The organism is Roseateles chitinivorans (genome assembly GCF_050632235.1).
GTDB lineage: Bacteria > Pseudomonadota > Gammaproteobacteria > Burkholderiales > Burkholderiaceae_C > Roseateles > Roseateles chitinivorans_A.
Genome location: NZ_CP192584.1, coordinates 2,628,223 through 2,642,945, shown reverse-complemented (window position 1 = coordinate 2,642,945; position 14,723 = coordinate 2,628,223). Strand labels below are relative to the sequence as shown.

Genomic DNA, 14,723 nt, shown 5'->3' with positions numbered 1-14,723 from the left:
GGGCGCCGCCCGGTCTTCAGACGTCGAAGCCGGGACACTGTCGCTGTGCCTGCCGCAGCAGCGTCGGCCACACGAAGGCGCCGCCCAGCCCGCCGGTCTGCACGCGCATCGATTCAGCGGTACCGCGGATGATCTCGTCGTGCACGGGCGTCAGTTCGACGCCGCCGGCCTGCGCCGCGATCTGGATCTGGCAGGCGCTCTCGAAGGTGTACATCGACAGGAAGGCATCGCCGATCGTCTTGCCGACGGTCAGCAGCCCGTGGTTGCGCAGGCAGTAGAAGATCTTGTCGCCGAGGTCGTCCTGCAGCCGTGGCTGCTCCTCGGGACGGATCGCGACGCCTTCGTAGTCGTGGTACGCGAGCGAGGCCAGCACGAAGGTCGACTGCTGCGAGATCGGCAGCACGCCGCCCCGCTGCGCCGACACCGCCACGCCGGCCCGCGTGTGCGTGTGCAGCACGCAGCCCACGTCGGGCCGCGCCGCATGGATCGCGGAATGGATGATGAAACCGGCCTGGTTCACCGGGAACGGCGTCTCCTGCCGCTTGTTGCCCGTCGCATCGACCTTGATCAGGCTGGAGGCCGTGATCTCGTCGAACATCAGGCCGTAGGGATTGATCAGGAACTCATGCGCGTCGCCGGGCAGCCGCGCGCTGATGTGCGTGAAGATCAGGTCGCTCCAGCCGTAACGCGCGACCAGCCGGTAGCAGGCGGCGAGGTCCACGCGCAGCTGCCATTCGGCGTCGCTGACCTGGCCCTTGAGCGAAGGGATGCGGGCGGTGATGTCGTCCATGGTTGTCTCCGGATCGCGCCGGACCATCGAACGGGTCCGGTCAGTGGCGGATCGTGCGCCAGGAGCCCGGGGGTCGATGTCGCTTTCAGGACAGCGAGTCCCCTCGACACCGCGGGTGACAATCCCCGCATGGATCAACTGCACTCGATGCGCGTCTTCGTCGCGGTGGCGGAGGTCGGCGGATTCGCCGGCGCGGCGCGCAAGCTCAATCTCTCGCCGGCCACGGTCACGCGGGCCGTCCTCGACCTGGAGGAGCACCTGGGCGCGTCGCTGTTCACGCGCACGACCCGGGTCGTGCGGCTGACCGACGCCGGCAGCGGCTACCTCGAGGACTGCAGGCAGCTGCTGGGCGACCTCGAGGAAGCGGACGGCGCCGTGGCCAGCGTCCACGGCACGCCGCGCGGCCGCGTCACCCTCACCGCGCCCGCGATGTTCGGCAATCTCTATGTCGCGCCGGTGGTGGCCGACTACCTGACCCGCTACCCCGAGACCCAGGCGGTGTGCCTGTTCGTCGACCGGGTCGTCAACATGGACGATGAGGCGGTCGACGTGGCCGTGCGTCTCGGCGACCTGCCCGACTCGTCGCTGAAGGCGGTGCGCGTCGGCTCGATCCGGCGCGTGGTGTGCGCCTCGCCGGACTACCTGGCACGGCGCGGCACGCCGCAGCATCCTGAGGAACTGGCGCAGCACACCATCATCTCCGCCACCGGCCTGACGCCCATCACCCGCTGGCACTTCGCCGAGCAGGACGAGGCCCGCGTCTGCGAGTTGCGTCCGACCTTGATGACGACCACCAACGACGCGGCGATCACCGCCGCCGTCGGTGGCCTGGGCATCACGCGCCTGATGTCCTACCAGGTGCGCGAGCCGCTGAAGGACGGCCGCCTGCAGACCGTCCTCTCCGCCTACGAGTCCGGTCCCGTGCCCATCCATGTGCTGCATCGGCAGGGCCGTCGCCCGAACGCGAAGGTGCGCGCGCTGCTCGACCTGCTGATCGATCAGCTGCGCGCCGACCCGTCGCTCACTTGAGCTGGCGCGCCAGGAAGTCCTTCATCAGCGCGACGATGGTGGCGCCGTCTTCCTCCAGCGCGAAGTGCCCGGTGTCCAGCAGGTGCAGCTCGGCCTTGGGCAGGTCGCGCAGGTACGGGTGCGCGCCGGCGGCCGGGAAGATCTTGTCGTTCTTGCCCCAGACGATCAGCATCGGCGGCTGGTGCTTGCGGAAGTAGGCCTGCCACGACGGGTACAGCGGCGGGTTGGTGCCGTAGCTGTAGAACAGCTCGAGCTGGATGTCCTTGTTGCCCGGCCGGTCCAGGTAGGCCTGGTCGACGGTCCACGCATCGGGGCTGATGTGCTGCACGTCGCGCACGCCCTCGGTGTACTGCCACTTCGTCGCGGGCAGCTCGAAGTTCGGGCGCAGCTGCTCACCGTTGGCGGTCGACTTGTCGGCCCAGTACTTCTTGAGCGGCGCCCAGAAGTCGTTGTCGATGCCCTCGTCATACGCGTTGCCGTTCTGCACGACGATCGCGGTGACGCGCTCCGGGTGCGCCGCGGCGATCCGGAAGCCGACCGGGGCGCCGTAGTCCTGCACGTACAGCGCGTACTTCTTCGCGCCGACGGCCACGGTGAACTTGTCGACCACCTTGGCCAGGTTGTCGAAGCTGTACTGGAACTTGTCCATCGGGGGCATGTCGCTCTGACCGTAGCCGGGATAGTCCGGCGCGATGACGCGGTAGCGGCCGGCCAGTTGCGGGATCAGGTTGCGGAACATCTGCGAGGACGTCGGGAAGCCGTGCAGCAGCAGCAGCACGGGCGCGTCCTTCGGGCCGGCCTCGCGGTAGAACACCTTGACGCCGTCGATGACGACGGTGCGGTACTGGATGTCGACGCTGGCCGGCGCGCGGACGGCGGTGGCGGCGGGGGTGCCGCGACGGCGACCTGCGCGGGGAACTGCGCGGCGATGGAGACGACAAAGGCGGCGCCGATGGCGCGGATGAGGCGGGAGGTGTTCATGGTGGTGGTCTCAGCGGTGGTTGGAAGGAGCGCCGTCGTTGTGAACGGCGCGGGAATCGAAGGCATGGCGGTTCGCCTGCATGTACTCGTCGGTCAGTCGCGCGACGTCATCGAGTCGCGTGTCCATCACGAAGTGGCCGCCGTCGAGGATCTCGACGCGCGCCTGCGGCAGATCGCGCTTGAACGCCTGAGCGCCGGGCACGGTGAAGGCGGTGTCGTACTTGCCCCAGACGACCAGCGTTGGCGGCTGGTGGGCGCGCAGCCACCGCTGCCACTCGGGGTAGCGCGCCAGGTTGATCCGGTAGTCGAAGATCAGTTCGGACTGGATCTCCGCCTGGCCCGGGCGGTTCAGGTAGGCGTGCTCGTCGGTCCACAGATCGGGGTCGTAGGCTTCGACATCAGGGTCGGTGCCGACATGACGTGCGCGGGTCGTCGCGAGGGCGAGGTGGCCGGTGCGGACCTCCTGCTCATGCGCGGCGCGGTCGGTCCAGAACGCCTGGCGTCCGGCCCAGAGCGGACCGAGCCCCTCCTCGTAGACGTTGCCGTTCTGGAACACCATGCCCTGGATCGCACCGGGGCGCGCGGCGGCCAGGCGCATGCCGACCGGCGCACCGTAGTCCTGCATGAAGAGCACGTAGCGGTCGAGCTTCACCGCGTCGGCAAACTTGCCGACGACCTCGGCGAGGTGGTCGAAGGTGTAGGTGAACTGCGCCGGCGACGGCGCGTCGCTGTGGCCGAAGCCGGGATAGTCCGGCGCGATCAGGTGGTAGCGATCACCCAGCCGGCGCATCAGTGCGTCGTACATGCGCGAGGAGCTCGGCACGCCGTGCAGCAGCAGGATTGCCGGTCGGCTGGCGTCGCCGGCCTCGCGGTAGGCGATCTGCACCCCGTCGATGGTCACCGACCGGTAGGCCACCGGGGCGGCGGACACCGCCCCGCGGCGGCGGCCGAGGCCACGGCGAGTACCGCGGTGGCGCCGTGTGTCGCGATCTGTCTGCGATTCATGGAGGCACCTTCGTCTGAAGAGGAGGAACTCTTCGGACCGGTCTGAAGGTGCGTCAGGGGTGGTGGCCTGGCACGGCCCGCCCCCGATCGACTCGCTGTTCAAACCCGTCCGATCGATGGGTTTGATCCTCGTCGAGCGAGGTCAGCAAGAGAATCCAGGCGAGGTCGAAAGGACTATTTCGAGAAATGAAATGGTGGGGCCACGCATCCCGCGCGGCACCGCGCCGGTTCCCCAGCGACACTCAACTGACGATGGCCTCTCCACCATGGCATCCGTCCCGCTCCACCTATTCGGCGAGGTACTTCAGAAGATGGACCCAGAAGTTCAGCTTGCTGCCGAACACCAGAACGACAAGCAGGATCGAGACCGCGGCTGCGATCAGATTCGCGATCACCAGCATGCTCATCGCCTCAGTTCGGTACGCCTCGACCTGCGAAGGCAGATTCATGCCGAGCACGAAGCCATGCACATCCCTGTCGGGATGGGTTTTCATGAAATCGAGCTTGTCGGCCTTGTAGAGCGCGTACGCGATCAGACCTGCGAGGTCCTGTCGGTTGTCGACAAAGGTTTGGAAGGTTTGGTGGAGCATCAGGCGATGACCTTGGCTTTCGCCAACCATCGCTCGTAGGCATTGTTTGCGGCCTTCACGATCTCTTCCCTGCTGGGCATCAGTGCGCGCACGGCTGGGGACGGCTCATAGTCGCGCCCACGAGCCATCAGCCGCTGATTCGCGCGCCTGATCGTGTGAACGGTGATGTACTTGCGAGCGGCCGAGTTCTTCATGAAGGGCAATGCCGCAGCCGCGAGGCTGCCGGAGTGAGGTGGGCGTGATTGGGCTTGTCAGACCTGAGGATTCCAGTCGTCCGGGGACGTTGGTCAGGAGAGGAAGCGCTGCAGCTTCGCACCGGCGAAATGCTCGATCAATGACCCGTATCAGTAGCCGTTGCTGAAAGTCTTCACCCCTCCTGCCTCGATGCTTCAACAGCCATATCCCCAATCGGGGGGAATTGCCCAACCCATAGGCGGAAAGATGCGGATCTGCATCGTTCTGCATATGACTCGGGAACGAAAAAGGGCGCCGAAGCGCCCTTCCCTGCAGAGCAGACGCAGCGCCTCAGAACGCCGCGATCCCCGTCTGCGCGCGCCCCAGGATCAACGCATGGATGTCGTGCGTTCCCTCGTAGGTGTTGACCACCTCCAGGTTGACCAGGTGTCTGGCGATGCCGAACTCGTCGCTGATGCCGTTGCCGCCCAGCATGTCCCGCGCCGTGCGCGCGATGTCCAGCGACTTGCCGCAGCTGTTGCGCTTCATGATGGACGTGATCTCCACCGCCGCCGAGCCCTCGTCCTTCATCCGGCCCAGCCGCAGGCAGCCCTGCAGGCCCAGCGTGATCTCGGTCTGCATGTCCGCGAGCTTCTTCTGCACCAGCTGGTTGGCCGCCAGCGGCTTGCCGAATTGCCGGCGGTCCATCGTGTACTGCCGCGCCGTGTGCCAGCAGAATTCCGCCGCGCCCAGCGCCCCCACGCGATGCCGTAGCGCGCGCTGTTCAGGCAGGTGAACGGGCCCTTCAGGCCGCGCACGTCGGGGAAGGCGTTCTCCTCCGGGCAGAAGACCTCGTCCATGACGATCTCGCCGGTGATCGAGGCTCTCAGGCCCACCTTGCCGTGGATGGCCGGCGCGCTCAGGCCCTTCCAGCCCTTCTCCAGCACGAAGCCGCGGATCTGCCCGCCGTCGTCCTTGGCCCAGACCACGAACACGTCCGCGATCGGGCTGTTGGTGATCCACATCTTGCTGCCCGTCAGCGCATAACCGCCGTCGACCTTGCGCGCCCGCGTCACCATCGAGCCCGGGTCCGACCCGTGGTCCGGCTCCGTCAGGCCGAAGCAGCCGATCCACTCGCCGCTGGCCAGCTTGGGCAGGTACTTGCGCTTGGTCGCCTCGTTGCCGAATTCATTGATCGGCACCATCACCAGCGAGCTCTGCACGCTCATCATCGAGCGGTAGCCGCTGTCCACGCGCTCCACCTCGCGCGCGACCAGGCCGTAGCAGACGTAGTTCAAGCCGGCACCGCCGTATTCCTCCGGGATCGTCGGGCCGAGCAGGCCCAGCTCGCCCATCTCGCGGAAGATCGCCACGTCGGTCTTCTCGTGCCGGAAGGCCTCCAGCACGCGCGGCGCCAGACGGTCCTGGCAGTAGGCCGCCGCGGCGTCGCGCACGGCGCGTTCGTCGTCGGTCAGCTGCTGATCCAGCAGCAGCGGATCGTCCCAGTGGAATGCCGCCTTCGCGGCCTTGGATGCGTGGCTCATGTGTCTCTTCCGTTCTTGAATGCGTGGAGGCTGGCGGTGCGCGCTGGCCGGATGCCGTCGTTCGCGGCGGGTCGATGTCGATCCTAGTCCCGTGCCGGCACCACCGCTGTCACTTCGATTTCAACCTTCGCACGGTCTTCGATCAGACCCGCGACCTGCACCGCGGTCATCGCGATGCCGTACTCGCTGCCGAGTACCTCGCGATAGGCCTGGCCCACCTCGCGGCCGCGCGCGACGTACTCGCGCTTGTCGAGCAGGTACCAGGTCATCCGCACGATGTGCCGCGGCTCGGCGCCGGCTTCGGCCAGCACCGCCTTGATGTTGCGCAGCGCCTGACGGCACTGGTCGATGAAGTCGTCGCTCTCGAACTGGCATTGGCCGTTCCAGCCGATCTGCCCCGCCACGCTGACCAGCGTGCCGCTCGCGGCCACGCCGTTCGCGTAGCCGCGCGGCGGTGCCCAGCCCGCGGGCTGCAGCACGCGTTTGCCGGCCGCTGTCTTCTCGTTCTCGTGGCCGTTCTTGTTGTCGTTGCTCATCGTCGTGACTCCTCTACTGCTCTGACGATTGATGGGATTGCTGCTGCTGGACTGCCCGCACCAGCGCGGCGCGGACGTCCTCGGGGAAGGGTTGGGACTGGTGCGTCTCCAGCGAGGTGCACACCAGCACTTGGCCGAAGCTCACGCGCGGACCGTCCGCGCCGTCGAAGCTCACGCGCAGCGACAGCGAGCTGCGCCCGACGCGCTCGATCCACAGGCGCTGCGCGAGCCGCTCGCCCTGGCGGCTGATGCGCTCGAAGTTGGTCTGCAGCTGCACCGTCGGCAGGCCGACGCGGCGCGGGCCGAGCAGCTCGGCGTACGGCACGCCCAAGCCCTCGTTGAACCAGTCCTCGACGAAGGCGTTCAGCATCTCGAAGTAGCGCGGGAAGAACACGATGCCCGCCGGGTCGCAGTGCCCGAAGCGGATCAGCACCTCGCGTTCGAAAGCAGCCGTCATGTCGTCCTCCTGGTCATGTCGTGTCGTGTCCGGTCCTGTGCGGTGGGGTCGCTGCGCATCGCGTTCGTCATACGCCAAGGTGCCGGTGCCACAGCCCGTGGTCGGCCGCCAGCGCCACCGAGTCGCCACGCCACACGACCTGTCCGCGCGCCAGGATGCTGTGCCGGTCCGCGAGCCTGATCAGGCGCTTCACGTACTTGTCGACCACCAGGATCGTCTGGCCACCCTGACGCAAGGTGTCCAGGCAGCGCCAGATGTCCTCGCGGATCAGCGGGGCGAGGCCCTCGGTCGCCTCGTCCAGCACCAGCAGCCGCGGGTTGGTCACCAGCGCGCGGCCGATCGCGAGCATCTGCTGCTCGCCGCCCGACAGCTGCTGACCCATGTTGGACGCGCGCTCCTTCAGCCGCGGGAAGAGCGCGAAGACGCGGTCGACGGTCCACGGCTCCGAGGCACGGCAGCGGTTGGCCTCGAAGGCCTTCAGATGTTCCAGCACACTGAGATTGGGGAAGATCTGCCGCCCTTCCGGCACGATCGCCAGCCCCAGCCGCGCGATGCGGTCGGCGCGCCAGCCGGTGACGTCCTCGCCCGCGAAGCGGATGCGGCCGCCGCTGGGCGCCAGCCAGCCGGTCAGGCAACGCAGCGTGGTGCTCTTGCCCATGCCGTTTCGGCCCAGCAGCGTCGCGACCTCGCCCGGGGCGATGCACAGGTCCAGGCCGAACAGCACCTGGCTGTCGCCGTAGCCGGCGCGCAGGCCGTCGATCTCGAGCAGCGCGTCGCTCATGCGGCCTCCTCCGCCTCGTCGCCGAGGTAGGCCTGCTTGACCGCCGCATCGGTGCGGATCTCCTCCGGCGAGCCGGTCGCGATCACACGCCCGCCCACCAGCACCGACACGCGGTCGGCGAGCTTGAACACCGCGTCCATGTCGTGCTCGACCAGCAGCAGCGTCAGGTGTTGCGCCTTCAACGCCGACAGCAGCGACACCATGCGCGCGGATTCGTCCGGGCCCATGCCGGCCATCGGCTCGTCCAGCAGCAGCAGGCGGGGCCGCGCAGCGAGCGCGAGAGCGAGTTCCAGCTGGCGCTGTTCGCCGTGGGCCAGGCTGCCCGCGACGCGGTCAGCCATTGCCGCGAGCCCGACGAGCGTCAGCATCGCCTCGGCGTCGGCGTAGGCCGCCTCATCGGCTCGCGCCACGCGCCACCACGGCGGCGGCTTCGGTCGCCGCGCGAGCACGGCCAGCACGGCGTTGTCCAGCACCGTGAAGCGCTTGTAGATGCTGGTGATCTGGAAGGAGCGCACCAGGCCCTCCTGCACGCGGCGCGGCATCGACAGCGCGGTCACGTCCTCGCCGTCGAAGAAGATGCCGCCGCTGTCGGGCGGCAGCGCGCCGGAGATCTGGTGGATCAGCGTGGTCTTGCCGGCGCCGTTCGGACCGATCAGCGCGTGGGTCTCGCCGGCACGGACGTCGAAGCTGGCCTCGTCGGTCGCCGTCAGAGCGCCGAAACGCTTCACCAGGCGATGGACCTGGAGCAGCGAGAGCGCGGGCAGCGCGGAGGGCAAACCCATCGAGGCGGTCGCGCCGTCACGCATGCGCGGCTCCCTTCGACTTCGCGGCCGACGCCGGCGCGGTCTGCCTCGCGCCGAAGCGATCGAGGAGGCCCGTCAATCCGCGCGGCGCGAAGAGCACCACGACGAGCAGGATTGCGCCGAGCGCGAACTGCCAGTGGATGGTCACGCCGGACAGCAGTTCCTCGAGCAGCAGGAACACCGCCGCGCCGAGCGGCCCGCCCCACAGCGCGCCGGCGCCGCCCAGGATCACCATCACCATCAGCTGTCCCGACTGCGACCAGTGCATCAGGTGCGGCGATACCAGGCCGTTGAGATTCGCCAGCAGCGCGCCGGCCAGTCCCGCGATCGCGCCCGCGACGACGAAGGCCGTCCACTGCACGGCGAACACCCGGCCACCGGTCGCGGCGACGCGGGTCTCGTTCTCGCGCGCGCCCTGCAGCAGCCAACCCAGCGGTGAGTTGACCAGCCGCCGCAGCCCCGCGAAGACCAGCGCGAACAGCACCAGCGCCACCCAGAAGAAGGAGGCGTCGTCCGTGAGCGCCACCGGCAGGCCGTTCAACACCGACCGCGACGGCACCGGCAGGCCGTCGTCGCCGCCGTAGGCCTTCAGCGAGACGGCCAGGTAATGGAACATCTGCGCGAAGGCCAGCGTGATCATGATGAAGTAGACGCCGCGGGTGCGCAGGCTGATGGCGCCGATGACAGCCGCCGCGATGCCGGACACGGCCATCGCCGCCGGCCAAGCGATCCACGCCGACGCCACGCCCGCGTCCGCCAGCACGCCCACCGTGTACGCGCCGATCCCGACGAAGGCCGCGTGGCCGAAGCTCACCAGCCCGCCGAAGCCGAGAATCAGGTTCAGGCTCGCCGCCGCGATCGCGAAGATCAGCACGCGCGTCGCGACCACCGTGTAGAACTCCAGGCCCAGCGCCTGCAGCAGCGGCGGCAGCGCCGCCAGCGCGATGAACACCGCCCAGATCCAGGCGCCGCCGGCGCGGTGATGGAGCAGCGTGCGTCGCGGACGCAGGGACTCGGTCATCGGATCAGCCTCTCGCGGGGAACAGGCCGCGCGGTTTCCAGAACAGCACCGCCGCCATCAGCACGTAGATCAGGATGGCCGCGATCGACGGCCCGAGCGTGGACGCCACTTCGGGCGACGCGATCTGCCTCAGCGCCGCGGGCAGCAGCGTGCGCGAGCCGGTGTCCACCAGCCCCACCAGCAGCGCGCCGACCAGCGCGCCGCGGATCGAGCCGATGCCGCCGATGACGATCACGACGAAGGCCAGGATCAGGATGCTCTCGCCCATGCCGACCTGCACCGCCAGCAGCGGTCCCAGCAGGGATCCCGCCAGCGCGCACAGCGCCGCGCCGATGCCGAAGACCGCCGTGAACAGCCGGTCGGCGGGCACGCCCATCGCCGTGGTCATCGCGCGGTTGGACGCGCCGGCGCGCACCCACATGCCCCAGCGCGTGCGCGTCACCAGCAGGTAGAGCGCGACGGCCACGGCCAGCCCCACGCCGATGATCAGCAGCCGGTAGGCGGGGTACATCAGACCGGGCAGCAACTCGACGGGCCCCGACAGCGCGGCCGGCGTGTTGAGCATCAGCGGCTGCTCGCCCCAGATCATGCGCACGCCCTCGTTGAGCATCAGTATCAACGCGAAGGTCGCCAGCACCTGGCTCAGGTGATCGCGCTGGTAGAGCCGGCGCAGCAGCGTCACTTCGAGCAGCATGCCGAAGATCGCTGTTCCCGCGACCGCAGCGATGACCGCGACCAGGAAGGACGCGCCCGCCGCGATCGCCGCGGCGGCGAGGTAGGCGCCGACCATGTACAGCGAGCCGTGCGCGAGGTTGATCAGGTCCATGATGCCGAAGACCAGCGTCAGGCCGGCGGCCAGCAGGAACAGCATCAGCCCGAACTGCAGGCCGTTGAGCGCCTGCTCGGCGACGAGGATCAGATCCATGACGACGACGTATTCCGCTCAGGTCACTTCATCTTGCACTGCGGCGCGTACGCGTCCGCGTGCTGTTCGAAGATCTTGCCCAGCGTCCGGTTGGTCACGCGGCCCTGCGGGTCCTTGGTGATCACGCGCAGGTAGTAGTCCTGCACCGGGTACTGGTTGTGGTTGAAACGGAAGGCGCCGCGCACGGACTCGAACTTCGCCGCCTTCAGCGCCTTCAGCAGCGCGGGCTTGTCCTCGATCTTCCCCTTCACGTCGCGCACCGCGGCCCCGATCAGCAACGCCGCGTCGTAGCCCTGGCTCGCGTACAGCGACGGCAGGCGGCCGTAGGCCTTGACGAAGTCCGCGACGAAACGCTTGTTGGCGGCGTTGTCCAGGTCGTGCGCCCAGTGCGAGCTGTTGAACATGCCCAGCATCGGCTCGCCGACGGCCTTGATCACGTCCTCGTCGGCGGAGAAGCCCGGACCGAACAGCGTCACGTCCTTGGACAGCCCCGCGCCGACGAACTGCTTGATGAAGTTGATGCCCATGCCGCCGGGCAGGAAGATGTACATCGCGTCGGGCTTGGCCGCGCGCGCCTGCGCCAGCTCCGCCGAGTAGTCGAGCTGGCCGAGCTTGGTGTAGATCTCGTCGGCGACGACGCCCTTGTAGTAGCGCCGGAAGCCGGCCACCGCGTCCTTGCCCGCCGGGTAGTTGGGCGCGAGCACCACGACCTTCTTGAAGCCCTTGTCCATCACCGTCTTGCCGATGGCCTCGTGCAGGTTGTCGTTCTGCCAGGCGACGTTGAAGAAGTAGGGGTTGCACTGCTCGCCCGCGTACTGCGACGGGCCGGCGTTGGCGCTGATGTAGGGCACCTGCGCGGCGAAGACGCCGGGGCCGACCGCCAGCATCACGTTGGAGAACACGATGCCGGTCATCACGTCGACCTTGTCGCGCTTGAGCAGCCGCTCGGCGGACTGCTTGGCGACCTCGGGGTTCTGCTGGTCGTCGGCGATGACGGTCTCCACCGGCAGGCCGCCGAGCTTGCCGCCGTTCTGCTGCACCGCGAGCGCGAAGCCGTCGCGGATGTCCACGCCCAGACCGGCGCCCGCGCCGGACAGCGTGCTCAGCATGCCGACCTTGAGCTTGTCGGCCGCCTGCGCGGCGGGCATCGCCGTGCCCAGGGTGGCGATCAGGGCAAGCAGGAACGCGGGGGACTTCGACGGCTTCTTCATCGGCTTCTCCGGAGAGGAAAGGGACGGTCGGTCGGAAGACTGCGGTTACTGCTCACGCAGGCGGAAGCGCTGCAGCTTGCCCGTTTCGGTGCGGGGCAGGCTGGCGCGGAACTCTATCGCACGGGGGTACTTGTACGGGGCGATGGTGGCCTTGACGAAGTCCTGGATCGCCTTGATCAACACAGCCTCGTCGGCGGCATGGGCGGCGGCCGCCGTGTCCGCCGTACCGATCGCACCCGGCTTCAGGACGACGAAGGCTTTCACCACCTGACCGCGCTCGTCGTCGGGCACGCCGACCACCGCGCATTCGGCGACCGCCGGATGCGCGAGCAGCGCGGACTCGACCTCCGGGCCGGCGATGTTGTAGCCGCCGGAGATGATCATGTCGTCGGTGCGCGCCTGGTAGACGAAGTAGCCGTCGGCATCGATGACGTAGGCGTCGCCGGTCAGGTTCCAGCCGTGCTTCACGTACTTGAGCTGGCGATCGTCCGCGAGGTAGCGGCAGCCCGTCGGCCCCAGCACCGCCAGCTTGCCGACGCTGCCTTGCGGCACGTCCTTGCCCTCGTCGTCGACGACGCGCGCCCGGTAGCCCGGCACCGGCTTGCCGGTCGCGCCGGGGCGCGCCGTCTCCTCGGTGTGCGAGACGAAGATGTGCAGCATCTCGGTGGCGCCGATGCCGTCGATCATCTCCAGGCCGGTCGTGTCCTTCCAAAGCTGGCGCGTCGCGGCGGGCAGCGCCTCGCCGGCGCTCACGCACTTGCGCAAAGAGGACAGGTCGTGCGACGCGGCCTGTCCCGCCATCGCGCGGTACGAAGTCGGCGCGGTGAAGCACACCGTCGCGCGATGCTTCGCGATCGCCGGCAGCAGCGCGTCCGGCGACGCCTTCTCCAGCAGCACCGCCATCGCGCCGACGCTCAGCGGGAAGAGCAGCAGCCCACCGAGACCGAAGGTGAACGCCAGCGGCGGGCTGCCGATGAACACGTCATCAGCGCGAGCGCGCAGGCAGTGCACCGGCCAGCAGCGGCAGATCGCGATGACGTCGCGGTGGAAGTGCATCGTGCCCTTGGGCTGTCCCGTCGTCCCCGACGTGAACGCGATCAGCGCGCAGTCGTCGGACGCGGTATCGATGTTGTCGAAGTTCGCTGACTGGCGCTCCGCCAGCGCTTCCAATCCATCGGGCGCTTCGCTGCGGAACAGGCAGACCTGCTTCAACACGGGGAACTGCGATCGTGCGGCCTCCAGTTCCTCGGCCAACGCGGCGTCGCACAGCGCGTGCGAGACACGCGCCTTCTCGATGACCTGGCCCAGTTCCTTGGCGCGCAGCAGCGGCATCGTCGCGACCGCGATCGCGCCGGCCTTCATCACCGCGAACCAGCAGGCCGCCATCTGCGGCGTGTTGGCGCCGCGCAGCAGCACGCGGTTGCCGGGCACGACGCCCAGCTCGTTCACCAGCACGTTGGCGATGCGATTCGCCTGCGCCTGCAGTTCGGCGTAGGTCCAGCGGAGTTCGCCGCCGCGGCCGTCGCCGCCGATCACGGCCGTACGACCGCCCTGCCTTTCGTCCACCCATCGATCCAGCAGATCCCACGAGCAGTTCATCCGCTCCGGGAACTGCAGCTCCGGCAGGTCGAAGACCAGATCCGGCCACCGGTCCTGCGGCGGCAGGTTGTCGCGGGCAAAGGTGTCCTGGTGGGCGGTGCGGTGCATGAGCGCGTCCTTATCCGTTCTTCAACAGGTCTCGGCCGATGATCAGCTGCTGGACCTCGCTGGCCCCTTCGTAGATGCGCAGCGCGCGGATCTCGCGGTAGAGGGACTCGACGATCTCGCCGCGCCGCACGCCGCGGCCGCCGTGCAGCTGCACCGCCGCGTCGATGACGCGTTGCGCGCCTTCGGTGGCCATCAGCTTGGCCATCGCGGCTTCCCGCGTGATCGTGCGGCCCTGGTCGCGCTCCCACGCGGCGCGGTAGACCAGCAGCGCGCTGCTGTCGACGGTGCAGGCCATGTCGGCGAGCTTGGCCTGCGTCAGCGGCAGGTCGGCCAGCGTGGCGCCGAACATCGCGCGCTCCTTGGCCTGGTTCAGCCCCTCTTCCAGCGCCCGTCGCGCGAAGCCTAGCGAGGCCGCGGCGACCGAGGTCCGGAACACGTCCAGCGTTCGCATCGCCACCTTGAAGCCCTCGCCGGGCGCGCCGACCATCGCGGTCTTCGGCACGCGGCAGCCGGTGAAGCGCAACCGCGCCAAGGGGTGCGGCGCGATGACATCGATGCGCTCGGCGATCTCGAAGCCCGGCGTTCCAGCATCGACGATGAACGCGCTGATGCCGCGCGAACCGGGCGCCTCGCCCGTGCGCGCAAACACGACGTAGAAGTCCGCGATGCCGCCGTTGGAGATCCAGGTCTTCTCGCCGTCCAGGATGTAGTGGTCGCCGCCCTGGTCCAGGCGCGCGGCGCATTGCATCGCTGCGACGTCCGATCCGGCCTCCGGCTCGGAGAGCGCGAACGCGGCCAACGCCTCACCCCGCGAGACGCGCGGTAGGTAGGCCTCGCGTTGCGCGGGTGTGCCCATCAGCGAGATCGCGCCCGAGCCCAGCCCCTGCATGGCGAACGCGAAATCCGCCAGGCCGTCGTGGCGCGCGAGCGTCTCGCGCAGCAGGCAGATGGCGCGGGTGTCGATGGCCTCGCCCTCGCCCGCCACAGCGTGCTTCAACCAGCCGCCGGCGCCGAGCGCCTTCACCAGCGACTTGCAACTCGCGTCGACATCCTCGTGATCGACCGCGCCGTGCGCCAGGTTGCGCGCGCACCAGCCGTCCAGCTCGCTCGCGAGCGCTCGGTGCTTGTCCTCGAAGAACGGCCAGTCCAAATGCTTCAGATGATTCATG

Annotated in this window: 15 protein-coding genes and 1 pseudogene; 1 reads left to right on the top strand and 15 read right to left on the bottom strand. The window is 68.7% G+C overall.

Annotation, left to right across the window (positions count from 1 at the left end; all coding sequences use genetic code 11):
- Nucleotides 1–16 precede the first annotated feature (16 nt).
- On the bottom strand, nucleotides 17–790 hold the full coding sequence (locus tag ACQ859_RS12015) for a class II aldolase/adducin family protein (RefSeq protein ID WP_431265976.1): 774 nt from the start codon (nucleotides 788–790) through the stop codon (nucleotides 17–19).
- A 129-nt stretch (nucleotides 791–919) separates the two neighbouring features.
- Between ACQ859_RS12015 and ACQ859_RS12010 the strand changes: the two genes are divergently transcribed.
- Nucleotides 920–1,819, top strand: coding sequence for a LysR family transcriptional regulator (locus ACQ859_RS12010; protein WP_431265975.1), 900 nt, complete (start codon nucleotides 920–922; stop codon nucleotides 1,817–1,819).
- On the opposite strand, the gene ACQ859_RS12005 is transcribed toward ACQ859_RS12010, so the two are convergent.
- From ACQ859_RS12005 to ACQ859_RS11940, 14 genes and pseudogenes are all read right to left on the bottom strand, one after another.
- Nucleotides 1,812–2,633 carry an alpha/beta fold hydrolase gene (locus ACQ859_RS12005; RefSeq protein WP_431265974.1) on the bottom strand — a complete coding sequence of 274 codons (822 nt, stop codon included), beginning with the start codon at nucleotides 2,631–2,633 and terminating at the stop codon, nucleotides 1,812–1,814. The genes ACQ859_RS12010 and ACQ859_RS12005 overlap by 8 nt on opposite strands.
- 177 nt (nucleotides 2,634–2,810) lie before the next feature.
- Nucleotides 2,811–3,731 (bottom strand): alpha/beta fold hydrolase, encoded by a 921-nt coding sequence (locus tag ACQ859_RS12000; protein WP_431265973.1) that lies wholly within the window; start codon nucleotides 3,729–3,731, stop codon nucleotides 2,811–2,813.
- 361 nt (nucleotides 3,732–4,092) lie between these two features.
- Entirely contained in the window at nucleotides 4,093–4,395 is a 303-nt protein-coding gene (locus tag ACQ859_RS11995) for a hypothetical protein (RefSeq protein WP_431265972.1), read from the bottom strand.
- A complete protein-coding gene (locus ACQ859_RS11990) occupies nucleotides 4,395–4,589 on the bottom strand; it encodes a hypothetical protein (RefSeq protein WP_431265971.1) in 195 nt (64 codons plus the stop codon). The genes ACQ859_RS11995 and ACQ859_RS11990 overlap by 1 nt, the downstream gene beginning before the upstream one ends.
- A gap of 331 nt (nucleotides 4,590–4,920) precedes the next feature.
- Nucleotides 4,921–6,113, bottom strand: a pseudogene (locus ACQ859_RS11985) (acyl-CoA dehydrogenase).
- An 83-nt stretch (nucleotides 6,114–6,196) separates the two neighbouring features.
- Nucleotides 6,197–6,649 (bottom strand): RidA family protein, encoded by a 453-nt coding sequence (locus ACQ859_RS11980; RefSeq protein WP_431265970.1) that lies wholly within the window; start codon nucleotides 6,647–6,649, stop codon nucleotides 6,197–6,199.
- A 13-nt stretch (nucleotides 6,650–6,662) separates the two neighbouring features.
- A complete protein-coding gene (locus ACQ859_RS11975) occupies nucleotides 6,663–7,106 on the bottom strand; it encodes an acyl-CoA thioesterase (RefSeq protein WP_431265969.1) in 444 nt (147 codons plus the stop codon).
- Nucleotides 7,107–7,173: 67 nt separating this feature from the next.
- Nucleotides 7,174–7,887, bottom strand: a complete 714-nt coding sequence (locus tag ACQ859_RS11970; RefSeq protein WP_431265968.1) for an ABC transporter ATP-binding protein — start codon at nucleotides 7,885–7,887, stop codon at nucleotides 7,174–7,176.
- A complete protein-coding gene (locus ACQ859_RS11965; RefSeq protein ID WP_431266520.1) occupies nucleotides 7,884–8,669 on the bottom strand; it encodes an ABC transporter ATP-binding protein in 786 nt (261 codons plus the stop codon). The genes ACQ859_RS11970 and ACQ859_RS11965 overlap by 4 nt, the downstream gene beginning before the upstream one ends.
- 16 nt (nucleotides 8,670–8,685) lie before the next feature.
- Entirely contained in the window at nucleotides 8,686–9,711 is a 1,026-nt protein-coding gene (locus ACQ859_RS11960; RefSeq protein ID WP_431265967.1) for a branched-chain amino acid ABC transporter permease, read from the bottom strand.
- A gap of 4 nt (nucleotides 9,712–9,715) precedes the next feature.
- On the bottom strand, nucleotides 9,716–10,636 hold the full coding sequence (locus ACQ859_RS11955; RefSeq protein ID WP_331615584.1) for a branched-chain amino acid ABC transporter permease: 921 nt from the start codon (nucleotides 10,634–10,636) through the stop codon (nucleotides 9,716–9,718).
- A gap of 23 nt (nucleotides 10,637–10,659) precedes the next feature.
- The gene (locus ACQ859_RS11950; protein ID WP_431265966.1) at nucleotides 10,660–11,847 is read right to left on the bottom strand and encodes an ABC transporter substrate-binding protein; all 1,188 of its coding nucleotides are present in this window, start codon (nucleotides 11,845–11,847) and stop codon (nucleotides 10,660–10,662) included.
- Nucleotides 11,848–11,892: 45 nt separating this feature from the next.
- Entirely contained in the window at nucleotides 11,893–13,554 is a 1,662-nt protein-coding gene (locus ACQ859_RS11945) for a benzoate-CoA ligase family protein (RefSeq protein WP_431265965.1), read from the bottom strand.
- Nucleotides 13,555–13,564: 10 nt separating this feature from the next.
- Nucleotides 13,565–14,722 (bottom strand): acyl-CoA dehydrogenase family protein, encoded by a 1,158-nt coding sequence (locus ACQ859_RS11940; RefSeq protein WP_431265964.1) that lies wholly within the window; start codon nucleotides 14,720–14,722, stop codon nucleotides 13,565–13,567.
- Nucleotide 14,723 lies beyond the last annotated feature (1 nt).

Excerpts from the sequence above, each read along its gene's own strand:
- ACQ859_RS11965 (WP_431266520.1), bottom strand. The coding sequence starts at position 8,669 with ATGGGTTTGCCCTCCGCGCTGCCCGCGCTCTCGCTGCTCCAGGTCCAT.
- ACQ859_RS11980 (WP_431265970.1), bottom strand. The coding sequence starts at position 6,649 with ATGAGCAACGACAACAAGAACGGCCACGAGAACGAGAAGACAGCGGCC.
- ACQ859_RS11990 (WP_431265971.1), bottom strand. The coding sequence starts at position 4,589 with ATGAAGAACTCGGCCGCTCGCAAGTACATCACCGTTCACACGATCAGG.
- ACQ859_RS11955 (WP_331615584.1), bottom strand. The coding sequence starts at position 10,636 with ATGGATCTGATCCTCGTCGCCGAGCAGGCGCTCAACGGCCTGCAGTTC.
- ACQ859_RS11940 (WP_431265964.1), bottom strand. The coding sequence starts at position 14,722 with ATGAATCATCTGAAGCATTTGGACTGGCCGTTCTTCGAGGACAAGCAC.
- ACQ859_RS11970 (WP_431265968.1), bottom strand. The coding sequence starts at position 7,887 with ATGAGCGACGCGCTGCTCGAGATCGACGGCCTGCGCGCCGGCTACGGC.
- ACQ859_RS12015 (WP_431265976.1), bottom strand. The coding sequence starts at position 790 with ATGGACGACATCACCGCCCGCATCCCTTCGCTCAAGGGCCAGGTCAGC.
- ACQ859_RS11975 (WP_431265969.1), bottom strand. The coding sequence starts at position 7,106 with ATGACGGCTGCTTTCGAACGCGAGGTGCTGATCCGCTTCGGGCACTGC.
- ACQ859_RS11995 (WP_431265972.1), bottom strand. The coding sequence starts at position 4,395 with ATGCTCCACCAAACCTTCCAAACCTTTGTCGACAACCGACAGGACCTC.
- ACQ859_RS11950 (WP_431265966.1), bottom strand. The coding sequence starts at position 11,847 with ATGAAGAAGCCGTCGAAGTCCCCCGCGTTCCTGCTTGCCCTGATCGCC.
- ACQ859_RS11945 (WP_431265965.1), bottom strand. The coding sequence starts at position 13,554 with ATGCACCGCACCGCCCACCAGGACACCTTTGCCCGCGACAACCTGCCG.
- ACQ859_RS11960 (WP_431265967.1), bottom strand. The coding sequence starts at position 9,711 with ATGACCGAGTCCCTGCGTCCGCGACGCACGCTGCTCCATCACCGCGCC.
- ACQ859_RS12010 (WP_431265975.1), top strand. The coding sequence starts at position 920 with ATGGATCAACTGCACTCGATGCGCGTCTTCGTCGCGGTGGCGGAGGTC.